Raw genomic sequence first — 18,401 nt, 5'->3', positions numbered from 1 at the left:
TAGGGCTCGCGCATCGTGGCGTGCGCCCGGTGTAAAGAAGGAACCCCTGACCTGCCTGTATCAAGGGCCCCAAAAGGGTTGGGCTCGTCGCGTTGAGCGGGGTGAGCCCGATGTAAAGAGGGGAATCCCCGGCCTGCCTGTACCAAGGTCCCCGAAACCGGATAGGTGAACTGATTCACTTGAAAGGGTTATTGCAGGGGGCGTGCCAGGTTTTAACATCGCGCAACAAAATAGCGCCTCGAAACGTCGAAAGCCCCGTATTACGGGGCTTTCGTGTTTTTTCGCCAGGGGTTCGATTGTGAACGCGTGCAGGGTTTCGGATCGGTTGCTGTGCGCGATTGCGGTTCACGGTGCATTCAGTCGGTGCATTCGAACCCCTGAAAGCATCGCGAGCAAGCTTGCTCCTACGGGGTTCGAGGGTGTCTGCACGATAGTGAAAACACCGAAAATCCACTGAGTGAGCGAGCTTGCTCGCGATTGGATGTCACTGACGACGAAGTGCTGAATGCTATTTAACCCTCTTCCCCCTCATCATCCTCCCCGCCATCCACCTTCATCCCCAGTTCCTTGATCTTGCGCGTCAGGGTATTACGCCCCCAACCCAGCAAAACTGCGGCATCGCGACGACGCCCGGCGGTGTGTTTAAGCGCGGTCTCGATCATGATTCGCTCAAAGGCGGGCACTGCACTGTCGAGCAGGCTCGACTGACCACGGGCCAGTGCCTGGTCCGCCCACTGACGCAGCGCCTGCTCCCAGTTCGTCACCGGGGCAGAGTCCTGCGGCAGGCTCAGCAGCTCCGGCGGCAAGTCGCCGATGTGCACTTCGCGACCCGAAGCCATCACCGTGATCCAGCGGCAGGTGTTTTCCAGCTGCCGCACGTTGCCAGGCCATGGCAGGTTTTTCAGGTATTCCTCGGTTTCACTTTTCAGCAACTTCGGCTCAACGGCCAGCTCTTGCGCGGCACGGCTGAGGAAGTGCTTGGCCAGGGTCGGGATGTCTTCGCGACGATCCGACAGGCGCGGGATATGGATGCGGATTACGTTGAGGCGATGGAACAGGTCCTCGCGAAATTTCCCGGCGTGCACCAGGGTTTCCAGGTTCTGGTGAGTGGCGGCAATGATCCGCACGTCGACCTTCACCGGTACGTGGCCGCCGACGCGGTAGAACTCGCCATCGGCCAGCACGCGCAGCAGGCGGGTCTGGGTGTCCGCCGGCATGTCGCCGATTTCATCAAGGAACAGGGTGCCGCCATCGGCCTGTTCAAAGCGCCCACGGCGCAGGTTGGCTGCACCGGTGAACGCGCCTTTTTCGTGGCCGAACAGTTCAGACTCCATCAAGTCTTTCGGGATCGCCGCCATGTTCAGCGCGATGAACGGCGATGCGGCCCGAGGGCTGTGGCGGTGCAGGGCGTGGGCCACCAGTTCTTTACCGGTGCCCGACTCGCCGTTGATCAGCACAGTAATGTTCGAGTGGCTCAGGCGACCAATGGCGCGAAACACCTCTTGCATCGCCGGCGCTTCACCGATGATTTCCGGGGTGCGGGTCAGTGCCGGGGCAACTTCCAGGCCTTGCTGCTCCTGGGCATGCTGGTTGGCGCGCTTGACCAGTGAAACCGCTTCGTCGACGTCGAATGGCTTGGGCAGGTATTCGAATGCGCCACCCTGATAGGACGCGACAGCGCTGTCCAGATCGGAGTGAGCGGTCATGATGATGACCGGCAGGCGTGGATGCTGCTCGCGAATCCGCGCCAGAAGGTCCAGACCGCTGGCGCCGGGCATGCGGATGTCGGAGATGATCACGTCCGGCTGCTGGCGCGCCAGGCGGCTCATCACGCCATCGGCGCTGTCGAAGCTCTGCGTGGTCATGCCTTCCTGCTGCAGGGCTTTTTCCAGGACCCAACGGATAGAACGGTCGTCATCGACGATCCACACGGTTTCACTACGGCTCATGTCGATGTGGCTCCTTGTTCCAGTGGCAGAAAGATCGAGAAAGTGGTGTGGCCGGGGTGGCTGTCACATTCGATCAGACCCTGGTGCTGGCTGATGATGTTCTGGGTGATGGCCAGGCCCAGCCCGGTACCGTCCGGACGGCCGCTGACCATGGGAAAGAAAATGGTTTCCTGAAGTTCCGCAGGGATGCCCGGGCCGTTGTCGATGATCTCGATCTTGGTCACCAGGCGATGGCGCACGTGGCCGATGGTGAACTGGCGCATGGCGCGGGTGCGCAGAGTGATGCGTCCCAGGCGCAACTCGTTCTGGCTGCTGATGGCCTGCATCGCATTGCGCACGATGTTCAGGACGGCCTGAATCATTTGCTCGCGGTCGATCAATACGTCGGGAATGCTCGGGTCGTAGTCGCGCACCAGGGTGATGCAACCCTGGCTTTCGGCCTCGACCAGATGGCAGACACGCTCCAGCACTTCGTGGACATTGCACATGGCCAGTGACGGCAGCTTGTTCGAGCCGAGCATGCGGTCCACCAGGTTACGCAGGCGGTCGGCTTCTTCGATGATGACGTTGGTGTAATCGCGCAGGCTTTCTTCCGGCAGCTCGCGAGCCAGCAATTGTGCCGCGCCGCGAATACCACCCAAGGGGTTCTTGATCTCATGGGCGAGGCCGCGCACCAGCATCTTGCTGGTTTCCTGCTTGGAGAGCTGCGCTTCCTCCTTGGTGATCCGCAGCAGGCGGTCACGCGGGTGTACTTCCAGCAGCAGCATGGTGTCGCCACTGCTCAGGATCGGCGTTACCGCGTAGTCGACCGTCAGCGTCTGGCCAGTGAGAGCCGTGAGCATCGCCTCGCGTTTGGTGAACGGGTGCGCTTGCTCGACGGCCTGGCGCAAGGAATTGAGCGCTTCGGTGGACTCGGTAAACAATTCGCTGATGAATTGCCCATGGCTGCGCTGGCCGCTGATGGCCAACAGCATTTCCGCCGCCGGGTTCATGTACTCGAGGCGCAATTGGCCGTCGAGCAGGATGGTGGCGGTGGTGAGGTTGTCGAGTAGCAAACGGTGGAGTGCGTCGCTAATGGTCATCGGGACCTCTTTTAGGGCGGAGCGCGCGCCTTTGCAAAGCGCTGACACAGTTAAAATGCAAAAACCAAACCAAGGCTCCGAAAAGAAGCGTTCGAAGCCTGAAACGGGCGTTTGACGCTCGCTTGCGTGGCGTTTTGCCAGCTTTTACGGGTATTTTCGAACCAAAATGGGTTGTAATGTGAGTACGGTGCAAGCTATTGCACCAATATAGTGCGCAAAGCTGAACGAGGTTAGAAAACTCGCTGAAAGGGGTTTTTTTCTTCGACGGGTTTGTCGCTGAGTGGGCATTCCGGCCGTTTGCCGTAGTCGGCAAGGGCGCAGGGTTTGATCTTGCGCCGCTGAGCGAGCGACGTGCGCTGCATGTGGAAGGGTTGGCTGGCTGTGCGTTCGACGATGCGGCCCTGCTCGTCAAGAATTTCCACGGACAGGGTATGGCTACCGCGATCGATGTCGGTCAGCGGGAACACCGGGCTGAGTCCGGGTTCGGCAGTGGGTTCGCCATCGAGTAGCAGTCGATAGCGATGGCCGGGCTGCAAGTCGGGCTCGTTAGTCACGCTGACGATCAATTCCCCGGCGTTGTTGCGGATCGTCGCATCAGGCTCCGGGATCAGGATGCGCACCAGGTCGTAGTGGAACAGGGGTTGTTCTTCCGGGCTGGTTTGGACAGCCGGTGCTGGTTCCGGGGCAGGATTGGCTGCCATCAAGTTGATTGCTGTCTGCGGCACGCGCAACGCATTGCCGGGTTTGGGTTGGTCCGTGAAAAACCGGTGGCCCTGGGCATCGACGTAGGTAAACACCTCCGCGTGGGCCGGCAGGGCGATGAGGCAGACGACCAACAGCCAGGCTTTCAAGGTGCGCGAGCCCGCAGGAGGGTGAAGCTCACCGCCGGGCTTTGTTGCACGACGTTTTCACCCTCGATGACCTGCACCGCCAGACGGTGCTCGCCTCGATCAAGGTTCACCAGTTGCAGGGTCGGTACGTTGCTCGGCTGGCCGTAAGGCTGATCATCCAGTAGCAGGCGCAACAAATGATGGTCCTGCAAGCGTGGCTTGATCAGCGCGTTGACCGTGAAGGTGCCGTTGTTGGCGCGCAGGGCTTCGTTGGCAGGCAGGCCGGTGAGTTGCAGTACCTCATAGGTTTCGTGAGGTTTCTCGCGGTCTTCGCGGGTGGGCGCGGACGGACCGGGCGGTTGTGTCTGGACACTGTTAAGCGGCGGCAGATCGAGCGGTTGGGCTTTTACCCCATCAGGCGGCTGATTGCTGTAGGCGGTATTGCCGTTGGCATCGGTGTATTTGTAGATCTGGGCCATCACGGGAGAACCGAAGGACAGCAATACAAGTAATAAAATTGGCCGCATTCCGACTCCAAGTGTGAAGCAAAGATTACTCCGTCAACGGAATACCCTTGCTGCCAGCATAGAACACAACCAGTTCTACCGGTTTGTCGCCAGTGACTCCGCGATGCGTGATGTTGACCATTTCAGCCACGGCTTCTCCTTGTTTGATGCGCCTGGTCTGGCCGCTGTTCTGGTCCTCGACCAGCAGTTCGCCTGAGAGGATGTAACCGACGTTGGGGATGGGGTGGCTGTGCCAGGGGAGTTGCGTATTGGCGGGAATCACGAGCTTGAGTACGGTCAGTTCAGGCGCTGCATCCGGATAGCTGATGTAGCGAGTGCCGTCCCACGATTGGCTGGTGCGCAGCAGGATTTCTCGTGTGATGTCAGTCGATGGGGATTTTGAGTTACAGCCAAAAAGGAAGAGGCTGACGAGAGCAGCCGGTACCACCCTGAGCAGGAGTGTTTTCATCATTTCATCCGTGGACTGCGTGTCGCGAACAGCCTACGGGCCCGTCACATGGGGTGCTGCCAGACGATGCCGTGTGCGCCAGAGGAAACGTCGAATTTCGTTGTCGGAAGTCGCCCACAAAAAAGGCCTCCCGAAGGAGGCCTCTTTCTTGTCACGCTGCGTGCTGCAACGCTACCGGATCAGCAGCTGTAGTACAGCTCGTATTCCAGTGGGTGTACGAAGGTACGCACCTTGATTTCTTCTTCGGATTTCAACGCGATGTAAGCGTCGATGAAGTCGTCGGAGAACACGCCGCCTTTGGTCAGGAACGCACGGCCTTTGTCCAGCTCTTCCAGGGCTTCTTTCAGGCTGCCGCAAACTTGTGGGATCTCTTTCGCCTCTTCAGGCGGCAGGTCGTACAGGTTTTTGTCAGCTGCGTCGCCAGGGTGGATCTTGTTCTGGATGCCGTCCAGGCCGGCCATCAGCAGTGCAGCGAAGCACAGGTACGGGTTGGCAGCCGGATCCGGGAAGCGTGCTTCAATACGGCGGGCTTTCGGGCTCGACACGTAAGGAATACGGATCGAAGCGGAACGGTTGCGAGCCGAGTAGGCCAGCATTACCGGCGCTTCGAAGCCTGGTACCAGACGCTTGTAGGAGTTGGTCGCCGGGTTGGTGAAGCCGTTCAGGGCCTTACCGTGCTTGATGATGCCGCCGATGAAGTACAGGGCGGTGTCGGACAGGCCGGCATAGCCTTCACCTGCGAAGGTGTTCTTGCCGTCTTTCCAGATCGACATGTGTACGTGCATACCCGAGCCGTTGTCGCCGTACAGAGGCTTAGGCATGAAGGTAGCGGTACGACCGTAAGCGTCGGCAACGTTGTGCACGACGTACTTCAGGGTCTGGGTTTCGTCGGCTTTCTTCACCAGGGTGTTGAACTTGACGCCGATTTCGTTCTGGCCGGCAGTTGCCACTTCGTGGTGGTGAACTTCGACGGTCAGGCCCATTTCTTCCAGTGCGTTGCACATGGAGGTACGGATTTCGTGGTCGTGGTCGAACGGTGGAACCGGGAAGTAGCCGCCTTTGACGCCTGGACGGTGACCCTTGTTGCCGCCTTCGATGTCCTGGTCGGACATCCACGAACCTTGCTCGGAGTAGATCTTGAACATCGAGCCGGAGATGTCGGACTTGAACTTCACCTGGTCGAAGATGAAGAACTCTGGCTCTGGACCGGCGAATACGGTGTCACCGATACCGGTGGCTTTCAGGTGCTCTTCGGCACGCTTGGCGATCGCACGTGGGTCACGATCGTAGCCTTGCATGCTCGAAGGTTCGATGATGTCGCAGACCAGGATCAGGGTCGGCTCTTCGGTGAACGGGTCCAGCACGGCGGTGGAATCGTCCGGCATCAGGATCATGTCGGAAGCTTCGATGCCTTTCCAGCCAGCGATGGAGGAACCGTCGAACATCTTGCCGACTTCGAAGAAGTCTTCATCCAGCGCATCGCGAGCCGGCATGGTCACGTGGTGCTGAGTGCCTTTGGTGTCCGTGAAGCGCAGATCAATCCACTTGACGTCATGATCTTTGATGAGTTGAACCGACTTCGACATAGTGTCCTCCGGGTGGCTTCGGGCTTAGTAATGGATTGCCCTTGAATGTGGGTGATGCCGGCGCGAATACTCTGCCAAGGCAACCTGCCTCACAAGGGAGCAAATTGCATGCCAGTGCCCCAGCATGGGTTTTTTGCCCCAATTTCACGCTTGTCAGGCAGAAAGGCACCTTAAAGTGGAAAAACCCGCCCTACAATGTGGCGCCGGTTTCAAGAAATGACCTGTTTTGGTGCGCGCAAAACCTTCTGCACATTAACTGGTTAAACCTTGAGCAATTTCCGCTATAATCCGCGCCCCCCTTTTTCGGCAGGCCCTGCGCGCGCTGTTTCCATGAAATTAATCGTAAAAGTCTTCCCCGAGATCACCATCAAGAGCCGCCCGGTACGGATGCGTTTCATCCGCCAATTGGCCAAGAACATCCGTGCCGTGCTCCGCGATCTGGACCCGGCCGTGGTGGTGAATGGTGTGTGGGACAATCTCGAGCTGGAAACCCGCGTCAGCGACCCCAAGGCCCTGAAAGAGATGGGCGAGCGCCTGAGCTGCATGCCGGGCGTCGCGCACTTCCTGCAGATTGACGAGTACCCGCTGGGCGATTTCGACGACATCGTCGAGAAGTGCAAGCAGCACTATGGCGATTCGCTGGCCGGGAAGATTTTCTCGGTGCGTTGCAAACGTGCCGGCAAGCACCCATTTAGCTCCATAGATATCGAAAAGTACGTCGGCAGTCAGTTGCGCCGTCAGTGCGGTGCCGCCGGAATCGACCTGAAAAAGCCGGAAATCGAGGTGCGGATCGAAGTTCGCGACCAACGGTTGTTTGTCATCCACAGCCAGCACAATGGCATTGGCGGTTATCCGCTGGGTGCGCTGGAGCAGACGCTGGTACTGATGTCCGGCGGCTTCGACTCCACTGTGGCGGCCTACCAGATCATGCGCCGCGGCCTGATGGCGCATTTCTGCTTCTTCAACCTGGGCGGCCGAGCCCACGAACTGGGCGTCATGGAAGTCGCGCATTTCATCTGGAAGAAGTACGGCAGCTCGCAACGCGTGTTATTTGTCAGTGTGCCGTTCGAGGAAGTGCTGGGCGAAATTCTCGGTAAAGTCGATAACAGTCATATGGGCGTAGTATTGAAGCGTATGATGTTGCGCGCTTCGTCCCAAATTGCCGATCGCCTGCACATCGATGCGTTGGTCACCGGTGAGGCGATCTCCCAGGTGTCGAGCCAGACGCTGCCGAACCTGTCGGTGATCGATTGCGTGACCGACAAGCTGGTCCTGCGTCCGCTGATCGCCAGCCACAAGCAGGACATCATCGACACGGCCATCGAGATCGGCACCGCCGATTTCGCCCGGCACATGCCGGAGTACTGCGGGGTCATCTCGGTCAATCCGAAGACTGCCGCCAAGCGCTACCGCGTCGAGCACGAAGAGAAAGAATTCGATATGGCGGTGCTCGAGCGTGCGCTCGAAAACGCCAAGCTGGTGCCGATCGATCGGGTGATCGATGAACTGGGCCAGGACTTGCAGATTGAAGAAGTCAGCGAAGCGCTGGCCGGTCAGATCGTCATCGACATCCGCCACCCGGATGCCGCTGAAGACGACCCGCTGGAGTTGGCTGGCGTCGAGGTACAAACGATGCCGTTTTATGCAGTGAACGCTCGTTTCAAGGAACTGGACCCTACTCGCCAGTACCTGCTGTATTGCGACAAAGGCGTGATGAGTCGCCTGCATGCCCACCATTTGCTCAGTGAGGGGCATGCCAATGTGCGCGTTTATCGACCGAGCTAAGTGCCCGGGGCTGTTTGCCTGTGGCCTGCGTCACCGGCCCCCCGATGCCACCGTCAAGCTGTAACGGCTTTCACGGACGCTACTGTTAATCGCTGCCAAGACTTGTCAGCACACCGAATCCTCTGATCGAGATACACAAGTGATCGAAAATCTACGTAACATCGCCATCATTGCCCACGTTGACCATGGTAAAACCACCCTGGTAGACAAACTCCTGCGTCAATCCGGCACCCTGGAGCGCAACGAGCTCAACGACGAGCGCGTGATGGACTCCAACGACCAGGAAAAAGAGCGCGGTATTACCATTCTGGCGAAAAACACCGCCATCAACTGGAACGGCTACCACATCAACATCGTGGACACCCCGGGCCACGCCGACTTCGGCGGCGAAGTAGAGCGCGTAATGTCGATGGTCGACTCCGTGCTGCTGCTGGTTGACGCTCAAGACGGCCCTATGCCGCAAACCCGCTTCGTGACCAAGAAGGCTTTCGAAGCCGGCCTGCGTCCGATCGTGGTCATCAACAAGATCGACCGTCCGGGCGCGCGTCCTGACTGGGTTCTGGACCAGATCTTCGACCTGTTCGACAACCTGGGTGCTACCGAAGAACAACTGGACTTCCAGGTTGTCTACGCGTCGGCCATCAACGGCATCGCCGGTCTGGATCACACCGACATGGCCGAAGACATGACCCCGCTGTACCAGGCGGTCATCGACCACGTACCTGCGCCGAAAGTTGACCGTGATGGTGCTTTCCAGATGCAAATCTCGGCACTGGACTACAACAGCTTCCTGGGCGTCATCGGTGTTGGCCGTATCGCTCGCGGTCGCGTCAAGCCAAACACCCCGGTTGTGGCGATCAGCGCCGACGGCAAGAAGCGCAACGGCCGTATCCTGAAGCTGATGGGTCACCACGGTCTGCACCGCATCGACGTTGAAGAAGCAGCTGCTGGCGACATCGTCTGCATCAGCGGCTTCGACGAGCTGTTCATCTCCGACACCCTGTGCGATCCGACCGCCGTTGAAGCGATGAAGCCGTTGACCGTTGACGAGCCAACCGTTTCCATGACCTTCCAGGTAAACGACTCGCCATTCTGCGGTAAAGAAGGCAAGTTCGTGACGTCCCGTAACATCAAGGACCGTCTGGACAAAGAGCTGCTGTACAACGTTGCACTGCGCGTTGAAGAAGGCGACTCGGCTGACAAGTTCAAGGTTTCCGGCCGTGGCGAGCTGCACCTCTCGGTACTGATCGAAACCATGCGTCGCGAAGGCTTCGAGCTGGCCCTGGGCCGTCCTGAAGTGATCATCCGTGAAATCGACGGCGTGAAGCAGGAACCGTTCGAAAACGTCACCATCGACATCCCTGAAGAATCCCAGGGCAAGGTCATGGAAGAGATGGGTCTGCGTAAAGGCGACCTGAGCAACATGGTGCCGGATGGCAAGGGCCGTGTTCGTCTGGAATACAACATCCCTGCTCGCGGTCTGATCGGTTTCCGTAACCAGTTCCTGACCCTGACCAACGGTGCTGGCATCCTGACCTCGATCTTCGATCGTTACGCTCCAGTGAAGTCGGGCCACATGTCCGGCCGTCAGAACGGCGTTCTGGTTTCGGTTGAAACCGGCAAGGCGCTGACCTACTCCCTGGAAACCCTGCAGGCTCGTGGCAAGCTGTTCGTAGAACACGGTCAGGAGATCTACAACGGTCAAATCGTCGGCCAGAACAGCCGCGACAACGACCTGGGCGTGAACCCTACCAAGGGCAAGAAGCTCGACAACATGCGTGCTTCGGGTAAAGACGAAACCATCGCTCTGGTTCCACCTGTTCGCTTCACCCTGGAACAGGCTCTGGAATACATCCAGGAAGACGAGCTGTGCGAAGTCACTCCTAAGTCCATCCGTCTTCGCAAGAAGATCCTGGACGAAAGCGAGCGTACCCGCGCTGCGAAGAAAGCCAAGGCCTAATTAGCCCCGGCTGAACGAAAACGCCCCCGGTCGAAAGGCCGGGGGCGTTTTTGTTTGTCTGGGATTTGTATAAAACCTTGTGGTGAGGGAGCTTGCTCCCGCTGGGTTGCAACGCAACCCCAAAATTTACGACTGCTGCGCAGCCGAACGGGAGCAAGCTCCCTCGCCACAATAAATGCAGTTCAGATCAGAAGCGTTCGATCGATCTCGAATTGCGCTCGCGCTCCACTTCCTTCGGCTTGTACGCGCAATACCCCGGCCGCGGGCCGATTTTCGGGTGGTTGCGGCAAGTATCCGGGCGCTTTTCATAAATAGTGCACAGACGGCTCTTACGATCCAGGTACAGGCAGTCGTTGTTGCTCATGCGCTGGAGGGTGAAGATGCCGGACTTCTGGTTGAAGCGCTCGACCAGCCCTTCCTTTTGCAGGCGCTTGGCGATGTTCTTCGGCGGATCGCCCAGCTCGAATTCATCGACCACGCCGATACGGATCAGATCCTTGATCTTGACCTCGACCGGCAGGGTGCAGCAGCTGGACATGCACGAGCCGCACATCGGGGCGGAGTACTTGGCCCAGGTATCGAGTCGGTCGATCTCTGCGGCAGCGATCAGGTTGGGCTTCATCATCGGTTGTTACCAGCGTGTGCATCAGGGCGCGCGATCATACCGGGACTGGTGGATTTTTGAACAACCTTTTGCCAGATTTTTTCGCAGGAGGCTAAACAGAAGCAGAATTCGGCACGCCCCCTGCATTGATTCAGGCTCACGACAAGGTAATGTCGAACGAACTCACACTCACGGGAAAAACTGCCGAACCGGAGCCTCTACCGCCTGTCAGACCGTCTAGGCTCAGACAACTCAAAGCTCGCTCGAGGTCCTATCGATGACTCAAGAACCACTTGTTCGCGAAGCAGAGGTGGCCGCATTCCGCGACGCCGTCCTGACCAAACTCACCTATGCGGTGGGCAAGGATCCCGATCACGCCTTCGACCACGACTGGTTTGAAGCCATTGCGCTGGCGGCGCGCGATCACATGGTCGAGCACTGGATGGACCACACGCGGCAGATCTACCGCAAAGGCCAGAAGCGCGTTTATTACCTCTCCCTGGAATTCCTCATCGGCCGGCTGCTGTATGACAGCCTGAGCAACCTCGGCCTGCTCGACGTGGCCCGCGAGGCGCTGACCGAGCTGGGCGTTGATCTGGAACGCATCCGTTTGCTGGAACCCGATGCTGCGCTGGGTAACGGCGGCCTCGGACGTCTGGCGGCATGCTTCATGGAGAGCATGTCGACCCTCGGCATCGCCGGCCACGGCTACGGCATTCGCTACGAGCACGGTTTGTTCCGCCAGGCGATTGTCGACGGTTGGCAACAGGAACAGACCGAACACTGGCTGGATTTCGGTAACCCCTGGGAGTTCGAGCGGCCGGAGGTGGTGTACAGCATCGGCTTCGGCGGCAGCGTGCAGACCCTCACCGACGACAGCGGCAAGACCCGCCAGGTCTGGTCGCCGGCGGAAACCGTGCGGGCGATTGCCTACGACACACCGGTGGTCGGCTGGCGCGGAGCGAGCGTCAACACCCTGCGCCTGTGGCGTGCCCGGGCCATGGAAGACTTGCACCTGGAACGTTTCAACGCCGGCGATCACCTCGGCGCCGTGGCCGAAGTGGCCCGGGCTGAAAGCATCTCCCGGGTGCTCTACCCGGCAGACAGCACCGAAGCCGGCCAGGAGCTGCGTCTGCGTCAGGAATATTTCTTCGTCGCCGCCTCCTTGCAGGATTTGCTGCGTCGCCACCGCAACATGCACACCTCGGTGCTGACCCTCGGCGATCACGCCGCCATTCAGCTCAACGACACGCACCCCTCGATTGCCGTGGCCGAGCTGATGCGGCAGCTGGTCGATGTGTACGACGTGGCCTGGGATGCGGCGTGGCAGATCACCGTCGATACGCTGTCCTACACCAACCACACGCTGTTGCCCGAAGCGCTGGAAACCTGGCCGGTGGGCCTGATGGAGCGCATGCTGCCGCGACACATGCAGATCATTTACCTGATCAACGCCCAGCACATCGATTCCCTGCGGGCCAAAGGCATCCATGATTTTGACGTACTGCGCGCGGTGTCGCTGATCGAAGAAGACAACGGCCGGCGTGTGCGCATGGGCAACCTGGCGTTTCTCGGTTCCCACAGCGTCAATGGCGTGTCCGGGCTGCACACGCAACTGATGCGCAAGACCGTGTTCTCCGAACTGCACAAACTCTATCCCGAGCGTATCAACAACAAGACCAACGGCATCACTTTCCGCCGCTGGCTTTATCAGGCCAACGCCGAGCTGACCTCGATGCTGGTCGATGCCCTGGGCCCGGACGTGCTGGACAACCCGGAAGAGCGCCTGCTCGACCTGCAACCCTTCGCCGAAAAGAACGCGTTTCGCAAAGCCTTCGCCGAGCAGCGCCTGCACAGCAAGAAAGCCCTGGCCTATCTGATTCACGAGCGCCTGGGTGTGGCGGTAAACCCGGCAGCGATGTTCGACGTGCAGGTCAAGCGCATCCACGAATACAAACGCCAGTTGCTCAACCTGATGCACACCGTGGCCCTGTATCAGGCGATTCGTGCCGAGCCGGAGATCGACTGGGTGCCGAGGGTGAAGATTTTCGCCGGCAAGGCCGCGGCCAGTTATCACCAGGCCAAGTTGATCATCAAGCTGACCAACGACATCGCCCGGGTGGTGAACAACGACCCGACCGTACGCGGCTTGCTCAAGGTGGTGTTCCTGCCCAACTACAACGTCAGTCTGGCCGAGAGCATCATCCCGGCGGCGGACTTGTCCGAGCAGATCTCCACGGCCGGTTTCGAAGCCTCGGGCACCAGCAACATGAAGTTCGGCCTCAACGGCGCCTTGACCATCGGCACCCTGGACGGCGCTAACGTGGAAATGTGCGAGCGCATCGGTGCCGAGCACATGTTCATCTTCGGCCTCAGCGCGCAACAGGTTGAAGCGCGCAAGCAGAATCATGAGTTCAGTGCTGCGCCGGATATTGCTGCGTCCCATCGCCTCAATGACGTGCTGCAAGCGATTAGGGGCGGGGTGTTCTCGCCGGACGATCCGTCGCGCTACACCGGGCTGATCGACTCGCTGATCGACTACGACCGCTTCCTGGTCTGCGCCGACTTTGATTCCTACTGGAATGCACAGATGCGCGTCGAGGCGCACTGGCACAACAGCGACGAGTGGTGGCGTTCGGCGGTGTTGAATACCTCGCGGATGGGCTGGTTCTCGTCTGACCGGACCATCCGCGAGTACGCCACGGATATCTGGAAGGCATTGGATTAGATTCAAGTCCGGCGGCGGTCGGACCTGATCGATATACTGAGCGGCAGGGCACAGCCAGACTTCTTGCGTACACGCCATCCCCTGTAGGAGCGAGCCTGGTCCGGGCGGCGTCCCGACGATGGGGGCATGACATTCAACATCAACGCTGAATGTCATGCCCCCATCAAAAGTAGGCTCCGTCCTACAGAAGCGGGTGAAGTGTTCGCACTAGACTGATCAGACGCTGTTTTGCTCACACCGGCCTCATGACGGGGCCGCTCAGGGATATCGACCATGCAATGGATTTTCATGCTGATTGGCCTGGTGCTGGGCTGGATACTCGACGAGTCATTCAGCGATGCACTGTTGGGCGCGTTACTCGGGTTGGGTATCGGTCAGGCCTTTCGCATCATGCACCTTGGCTCGCAAGCAGTCGCGCAGCAACGTCTGCTGGAGCAGGCGCAGGCTTCCCTGCAAGCCGTCGAGCAGCGCCTGGCAGTGCTGGAAACGTCGGGCAGCCAGCCGCCCGAAATCATCGAGCCTGTGGCATCGCCTGAAATCATTCTTGATGAGGTCCCTGAAAGCCAGCCGTTGATCTGGGAATTGCCGCCCGAGGTCGAGCCGGTTTCTGCAGTCGTCGCTGAAACCAGCCCTCCACACCCCGTGGATGCCTGGAAATCCACATCCGCAACCGATGACTTCACTCCACGCGGCCCGAACTTCATCGACCGCGCAATCAGCAGCGCCCGCGCCTGGCTGTTGGGCGGCAACACTGTCTTGCGGGTCGGCGTGGTGCTGTTGTTCCTCGGCCTGGCCTTCCTGCTGCGCTACGCCACCGAAGGCATGGTGGTGCCCATCGAAATGCGTTACGCCGGGGTTGCGGCGGCGGCACTGGGCTTGCTCGGGTTGGGTTGGTGGCTGCGCCGACGCAACAGCAACTACGCCCTGATCCTGCAAGGTGCCGGGATCGCCGTGCTCTACCTGACCGTGTTTGCCGCGATGCGCCTGCATCCCTTGCTCGACGCCTCGGCCGCGTTCGGCCTGCTGGTGGCGATCACTGTTTTCTCGGCCATTCTTGCCATCACCCAGGATGCACTTGGGCTGGCCGCCGCGGCGGCTTTGGGTGGTTTCGCTGCGCCGATTCTGGCGTCCAGCGGTGGCGGTAGTCATGTCGCGCTGTTCAGTTATTTCCTGTTGCTCAATGCCGGCATTCTCGCCATTGCCTGGTTCAAGGCCTGGCGATTGCTGAATGTGATTGGCTTCGTCGGCACTTTCGGCATTGGCTTCGCCTGGGGCGCACGCTCCTACACGCCGGATCTGCTGTGGAGCACCGAGCCGTTTCTGGTCGCGTTTTTCCTCATGTACCTGGCCATCGGTCTGCTGTACGCCCGGCGCAAGTTGCTGGAGATGAGCGATGCGCCAGCGGCGGGCGATCGCGAGGGTTTGCTGCACTGGTCGGCACGCAAGGGTGACTACGTTGACGGCACGCTGTTGTTCGGCCCGCCGCTGGTGGGGTTCGGGCTGCAATTCGCGCTGGTGCAGCATCTTGAATTCGCCGCCGCGTTCAGTGCCTTGGCCCTGGGCGTTATCTACATGGGGCTGGCGCGTTTGCTGTTTGGTGGCCGGGCGTTGCTGCTGGCGGAAACCTGTCTGGCACTGGGCGTGATATTCACCAGCCTGGCGATTCCGCTGGGCCTGGATGCCAACTGGACGATCGCGGCCTGGGCCGTCGAAGGTGCGGGCATCTTCTGGCTCGGCTTGCGTCAGCAACGGCCGCTGGCGCGGGCGTTTGCCTTGCTGCTGCAACTGGGCTCGGCGCTGATCTATCTGGGCGAGCTGCGCAGTGGTGAAAGCAGCCTTGTTCACGCTGCGCCGTTGGGTGCCTTGTTGCTCGGTATCGCGCTGCTGTTCAGCTTCAACCAGTTGCGCAAAGCCGCGCCGGAACATTTGAAGCCTTGGGAACTGAAAGGTCTGCCGGTGTTGGCCGGGTTGGGGTTGGCTTTTCTCTATCTGCTGGCGCCGCTGTTTTTCTTCGCGTACGGCACCGTCATCAGTTGGGCGGTGGCGGGTGTGTTGACGCTGTTTGTCGGGCTGCACCTGCAATCACGCACGATGGTGTTCACAGCGCTTGCGCTGCAATGGCTGGGTGGCGCGTTGTTTCTGCTGGCCGAACCGTCGGGCAACGAGGCTTTGAGTCCTCTGGCCCACAGCGGCTTTTGGGCATCACTGCTGCTGGCATTGGCCGCGTTCGTGGGGGCCTGGCGTCTGCAACTCGACCATCGGGCAATGGTGGCAGGTCGCTTGAGCCAACCGCTGCTATCTCGGGCGTTACTGGTGTGGGGCGCCGGCTGGTGGGCGCTGACGTGGATCAGCGAGGTCCTGCAGTTCGCGCCATTGTCGCTGCAAGCCACCTTGCTGCTGGTGGCTGCGGCAGTAAGTGTTGCGTTGTGGGCGGTGCTGGCGTTGCGGCTGAAATGGCCGGCACTCGGCGTGCTCTGCACCGTGCTGATTCCCGCCGCCGCGCTGGTATTGCTGGCGGCCTGGCACTCGCGTTATCACCCGGCAGCCAACTTCGGCTGGCTGGCATGGGCGGCTGTTTTCGCGGTGCATTTCATCTCGCTGCGACGTTTGGTGTCCTTGCTGCCTGCGCGAGTGGCGAGTACCGCGCATGTGCTCGGTTGCTGGCTGCTGATCGGCGTGCTGGCGCTGGAAATGCGCTATGGCTTGCTGCTGATGTCCGAACATTACAACGCCTGGCGCTGGCTGGGCTGGGCGATTCTGCCGAGCCTGTACCTGCTGTTGATGGCGGCGCCGCGGGCCTGGCCATGGCCGGTGTCGGCTTATGCGCGCGAGTATCGGCTGTACGCTGCCGCGCCATTGGCAGTGCTGATGCTCGGCTGGTTCTGGTTGGCGAACGCCTTCAGTGATGGCAATGCCGAGCCGCTGCCGTATGTGCCGTTGATCAATCCGCTGGAGTTGGGTTTGCTGTTCGCATTGTTCGGCGTGTATGTCTGGGCGCACAGCGCAGTTGCACAGTTGCCGGTTCGCCAGGACTACGCCAGCAAAATGCTGCAAGGCATCACCGGTGTCTCGCTGTTCGTCTTCTTCACGGCACTGGTGATGCGCGCGGCGCACCATTGGAGCGCCGTGCCGTTCGAACTCGACCTGTTGCTGGAGTCGATGCGCGTGCAGGCCGGGCTATCCATCGTCTGGACCTTGATCGCCCTGAGCCTGATGATTGGCGGCCATTTGCGCCAGCGTCGCGAAGTCTGGCTGATGGGCGCTGCCTTGATCGGTGTAGTCGTGGCCAAACTGTTCTTTGTTGAGCTGAGCAACCGTGGCGGCCTGGCGCGAATCGTCTCGTTTATCGGCGTAGGTGTTTTGCTGTTGGTGGTCGGCTATTTCGCGCCGCTGCCACCCAAACGCATCGAGGCAACGGCAGATGCGGAAAAACCGGCGCCGAAAACCGAAGGAGTGTCATCTTGAGTCAGAAGCTGAACCTGTATTGGCTGGGCGCGATGACCATGGCGATTTCGCTGTCGGTGGGCGCTCTGGAAAAACCGGCCGATTTCACCAGTCGCGTGCCGTTGTCTGTGACCGGGGAGGGCCCGTGGTATCGCCTCGAGCTGCCTTTGGCGGTGCAACTGAATGCGCGACAGACGGATCTCAGCGATCTGCGTGTGTTCAACGCCGCTGGCGATGTGCAGGCTTATGCGCTGGCTCGGGAGGTGGCGCCGACCCGTGAAGAACGCACCCTGACCGATGTGAAGTGGTTCCCGCTGTACAACGCCGAAGGCGCCAAGGAAACCGCGCCGAGCGTGCGCGTGCAGTCGAGCGCCAATGGCACACTGGTTCAGGTGCAGCCCTCCAGCCAGCTGGAGGCCGGCGAGGAAGAATTGCGTGGCTGGTTGCTGGATGCCAGTGGCATCAAGGCGCCGTTGCAGCAATTGACGCTCGACTGGACCAGCGAGCGCGATGGTTTCCAGCGTTTCAGCATCGAAGCCAGTGACGATTTGCAGAACTGGCAGTCCTGGGGCGAAGGCCAGGTGGCGCGGCTGACTTTCACCGACGAGCGGGTCGAACAACATGAGGTCGGTTTGCCGGGGCTGTCGGCGCGTTATTTGCGCCTGTTGTGGAAAACCCCGCACACGGCACCGACCCTGACCTCGGCGCAACTGCACAGCGCCAGCAGCCGCAGCCTGCCGCTGCCGTTGGTCTGGTCGCCGGCGTTGTCTGGCAGTAGCGCGAAGCCCGGCGAATACACCTGGCAGTTGCCGATGGGGATGAATGTCGAGCGGGTGCAGGTCGAGCTGAATCAACCCAACAGCCTGGCGCCGGTCACCTTGTACGGGCGTCGTGACAGCAGTCTGCCGTGGCAACCCCTGAGCAATGGCTTGCTCTATCGCCTGACCCAGAACGGTCAGGACGTGGTCCTCAATGAACTGCAGTTGCCGGGTCAGACCGTGCAACAGCTCAAGCTGACTGTGGACGAGCGCGGTGGTGGTCTTGGGCCGCAGGCACCGAACCTGAAGTTCGCCGTGCGTGCCACGCAATTGGTGTTCCTGGCACGCGGTCCAGGGCCTTACAGCCTGGCCCTGGGCAATGGGTCAGTGAAGGCGGCGAACCTGCCGTTGACGACGCTGATTCCCGACTACAGCCCGGCGAAACTCGCGACCCTGGGCGCGGCGACAGTGGAAAGTGGGACGGTCATCACGAAGACCTCGACTGTGACTTCGTCTGTAACGGCGCCGACGGACTGGAAGAAGATCGGCCTGTGGGCGGTGTTGTTGCTCAGTGTCGCGTTCCTGGCAGTGATGGCGATCAGTCTGCTGCGCAAGCCACCGGCCAAATCCTGAATGTGGGGCTTCGCACCCCATCGCGAGCAAGCTCGCTCCCACAGGTTTTGCGCTGCCCCTGTGGGAG

At 60.2% G+C, this 18,401-nt stretch carries 12 protein-coding genes; 5 read left to right on the top strand and 7 right to left on the bottom strand.

Annotated elements, in window-relative coordinates:
• Window positions 1-512: 512 nt before the first annotated feature.
• The 6 genes from ntrC to glnA all read right to left on the bottom strand — a co-directional run bounded on the left by ntrC (window position 513) and on the right by glnA (window position 6,422).
• Window positions 513-1,949 carry a nitrogen regulation protein NR(I) gene (gene ntrC / locus EIY72_RS02600; protein WP_093227593.1) on the bottom strand — a complete coding sequence of 479 codons (1,437 nt, stop codon included), beginning with the start codon at window positions 1,947-1,949 and terminating at the stop codon, window positions 513-515.
• On the bottom strand, window positions 1,946-3,031 hold the full coding sequence (gene glnL, locus EIY72_RS02595; protein ID WP_093227591.1) for a nitrogen regulation protein NR(II): 1,086 nt from the start codon (window positions 3,029-3,031) through the stop codon (window positions 1,946-1,948). Before glnL ends, ntrC begins: the two co-directional genes overlap by 4 nt.
• 230 nt (window positions 3,032-3,261) lie before the next feature.
• Window positions 3,262-3,882, bottom strand: a complete 621-nt coding sequence (locus EIY72_RS02590; protein ID WP_093227589.1) for a DUF4124 domain-containing protein — start codon at window positions 3,880-3,882, stop codon at window positions 3,262-3,264.
• Window positions 3,879-4,388, bottom strand: coding sequence for a DUF4124 domain-containing protein (locus EIY72_RS02585; protein ID WP_093227587.1), 510 nt, complete (start codon window positions 4,386-4,388; stop codon window positions 3,879-3,881). The genes EIY72_RS02590 and EIY72_RS02585 overlap by 4 nt, the downstream gene beginning before the upstream one ends.
• A 25-nt stretch (window positions 4,389-4,413) precedes the next feature.
• Window positions 4,414-4,836: a cupin domain-containing protein gene (locus EIY72_RS02580; RefSeq protein WP_093227585.1), complete on the bottom strand. Its 423-nt coding sequence runs from the start codon at window positions 4,834-4,836 to the stop codon at window positions 4,414-4,416.
• A 179-nt stretch (window positions 4,837-5,015) separates the two neighbouring features.
• The gene (glnA, locus tag EIY72_RS02575; RefSeq protein ID WP_093227583.1) at window positions 5,016-6,422 is read right to left on the bottom strand and encodes a glutamate--ammonia ligase; all 1,407 of its coding nucleotides are present in this window, start codon (window positions 6,420-6,422) and stop codon (window positions 5,016-5,018) included.
• Between the two features lie 330 nt (window positions 6,423-6,752).
• Here glnA and thiI point away from each other — a divergent pair, with 330 nt between their 5' ends.
• Together thiI and typA are read left to right on the top strand one after the other, a co-directional pair.
• Window positions 6,753-8,207 carry a tRNA uracil 4-sulfurtransferase ThiI gene (gene thiI, locus EIY72_RS02565; protein ID WP_093227581.1) on the top strand — a complete coding sequence of 485 codons (1,455 nt, stop codon included), beginning with the start codon at window positions 6,753-6,755 and terminating at the stop codon, window positions 8,205-8,207.
• A 139-nt stretch (window positions 8,208-8,346) separates the two neighbouring features.
• Window positions 8,347-10,167: a translational GTPase TypA gene (gene typA / locus EIY72_RS02560; RefSeq protein ID WP_093227579.1), complete on the top strand. Its 1,821-nt coding sequence runs from the start codon at window positions 8,347-8,349 to the stop codon at window positions 10,165-10,167.
• Window positions 10,168-10,354: 187 nt separating this feature from the next.
• Here the strand turns inward: typA and EIY72_RS02550 are convergent, their stop codons facing one another.
• Complete coding sequence (locus EIY72_RS02550; protein ID WP_008018944.1) at window positions 10,355-10,792, bottom strand: YkgJ family cysteine cluster protein; 438 nt, start codon at window positions 10,790-10,792, stop codon at window positions 10,355-10,357.
• A gap of 256 nt (window positions 10,793-11,048) precedes the next feature.
• Here EIY72_RS02550 and EIY72_RS02545 point away from each other — a divergent pair, with 256 nt between their 5' ends.
• From EIY72_RS02545 to EIY72_RS02535, 3 genes are all read left to right on the top strand, one after another.
• Window positions 11,049-13,499, top strand: coding sequence for a glycogen/starch/alpha-glucan phosphorylase (locus EIY72_RS02545; protein WP_093227577.1), 2,451 nt, complete (start codon window positions 11,049-11,051; stop codon window positions 13,497-13,499).
• A gap of 273 nt (window positions 13,500-13,772) precedes the next feature.
• Window positions 13,773-16,964: a DUF2339 domain-containing protein gene (locus tag EIY72_RS02540; protein ID WP_093227575.1), complete on the top strand. Its 3,192-nt coding sequence runs from the start codon at window positions 13,773-13,775 to the stop codon at window positions 16,962-16,964.
• A complete protein-coding gene (locus EIY72_RS02535) occupies window positions 16,961-18,334 on the top strand; it encodes a DUF3999 domain-containing protein (RefSeq protein WP_093227573.1) in 1,374 nt (457 codons plus the stop codon). Before EIY72_RS02540 ends, EIY72_RS02535 begins: the two co-directional genes overlap by 4 nt.
• The last annotated feature ends 67 nt before the right edge of the window (window positions 18,335-18,401 follow it).

Source organism: Pseudomonas vancouverensis (assembly GCF_004348895.1).
Lineage (GTDB): Bacteria > Pseudomonadota > Gammaproteobacteria > Pseudomonadales > Pseudomonadaceae > Aquipseudomonas > Aquipseudomonas vancouverensis.
The sequence above is the reverse complement of the archived record's forward strand: the minus strand, read 5'-3'. Positions and strand labels throughout refer to the sequence as shown.

What these genes read in the sequence shown, in the direction of transcription:
- ntrC (WP_093227593.1), bottom strand. Translation starts at nt 1,949, where the DNA reads ATGAGCCGTAGTGAAACCGTGTGGATCGTCGATGACGACCGTTCTATC.
- glnL (WP_093227591.1), bottom strand. Translation starts at nt 3,031, where the DNA reads ATGACCATTAGCGACGCACTCCACCGTTTGCTACTCGACAACCTCACC.
- EIY72_RS02585 (WP_093227587.1), bottom strand. Translation starts at nt 4,388, where the DNA reads ATGCGGCCAATTTTATTACTTGTATTGCTGTCCTTCGGTTCTCCCGTG.
- EIY72_RS02580 (WP_093227585.1), bottom strand. Translation starts at nt 4,836, where the DNA reads ATGAAAACACTCCTGCTCAGGGTGGTACCGGCTGCTCTCGTCAGCCTC.
- glnA (WP_093227583.1), bottom strand. Translation starts at nt 6,422, where the DNA reads ATGTCGAAGTCGGTTCAACTCATCAAAGATCATGACGTCAAGTGGATT.
- thiI (WP_093227581.1), top strand. Translation starts at nt 6,753, where the DNA reads ATGAAATTAATCGTAAAAGTCTTCCCCGAGATCACCATCAAGAGCCGC.
- EIY72_RS02550 (WP_008018944.1), bottom strand. Translation starts at nt 10,792, where the DNA reads ATGATGAAGCCCAACCTGATCGCTGCCGCAGAGATCGACCGACTCGAT.
- EIY72_RS02545 (WP_093227577.1), top strand. Translation starts at nt 11,049, where the DNA reads ATGACTCAAGAACCACTTGTTCGCGAAGCAGAGGTGGCCGCATTCCGC.
- EIY72_RS02540 (WP_093227575.1), top strand. Translation starts at nt 13,773, where the DNA reads ATGCAATGGATTTTCATGCTGATTGGCCTGGTGCTGGGCTGGATACTC.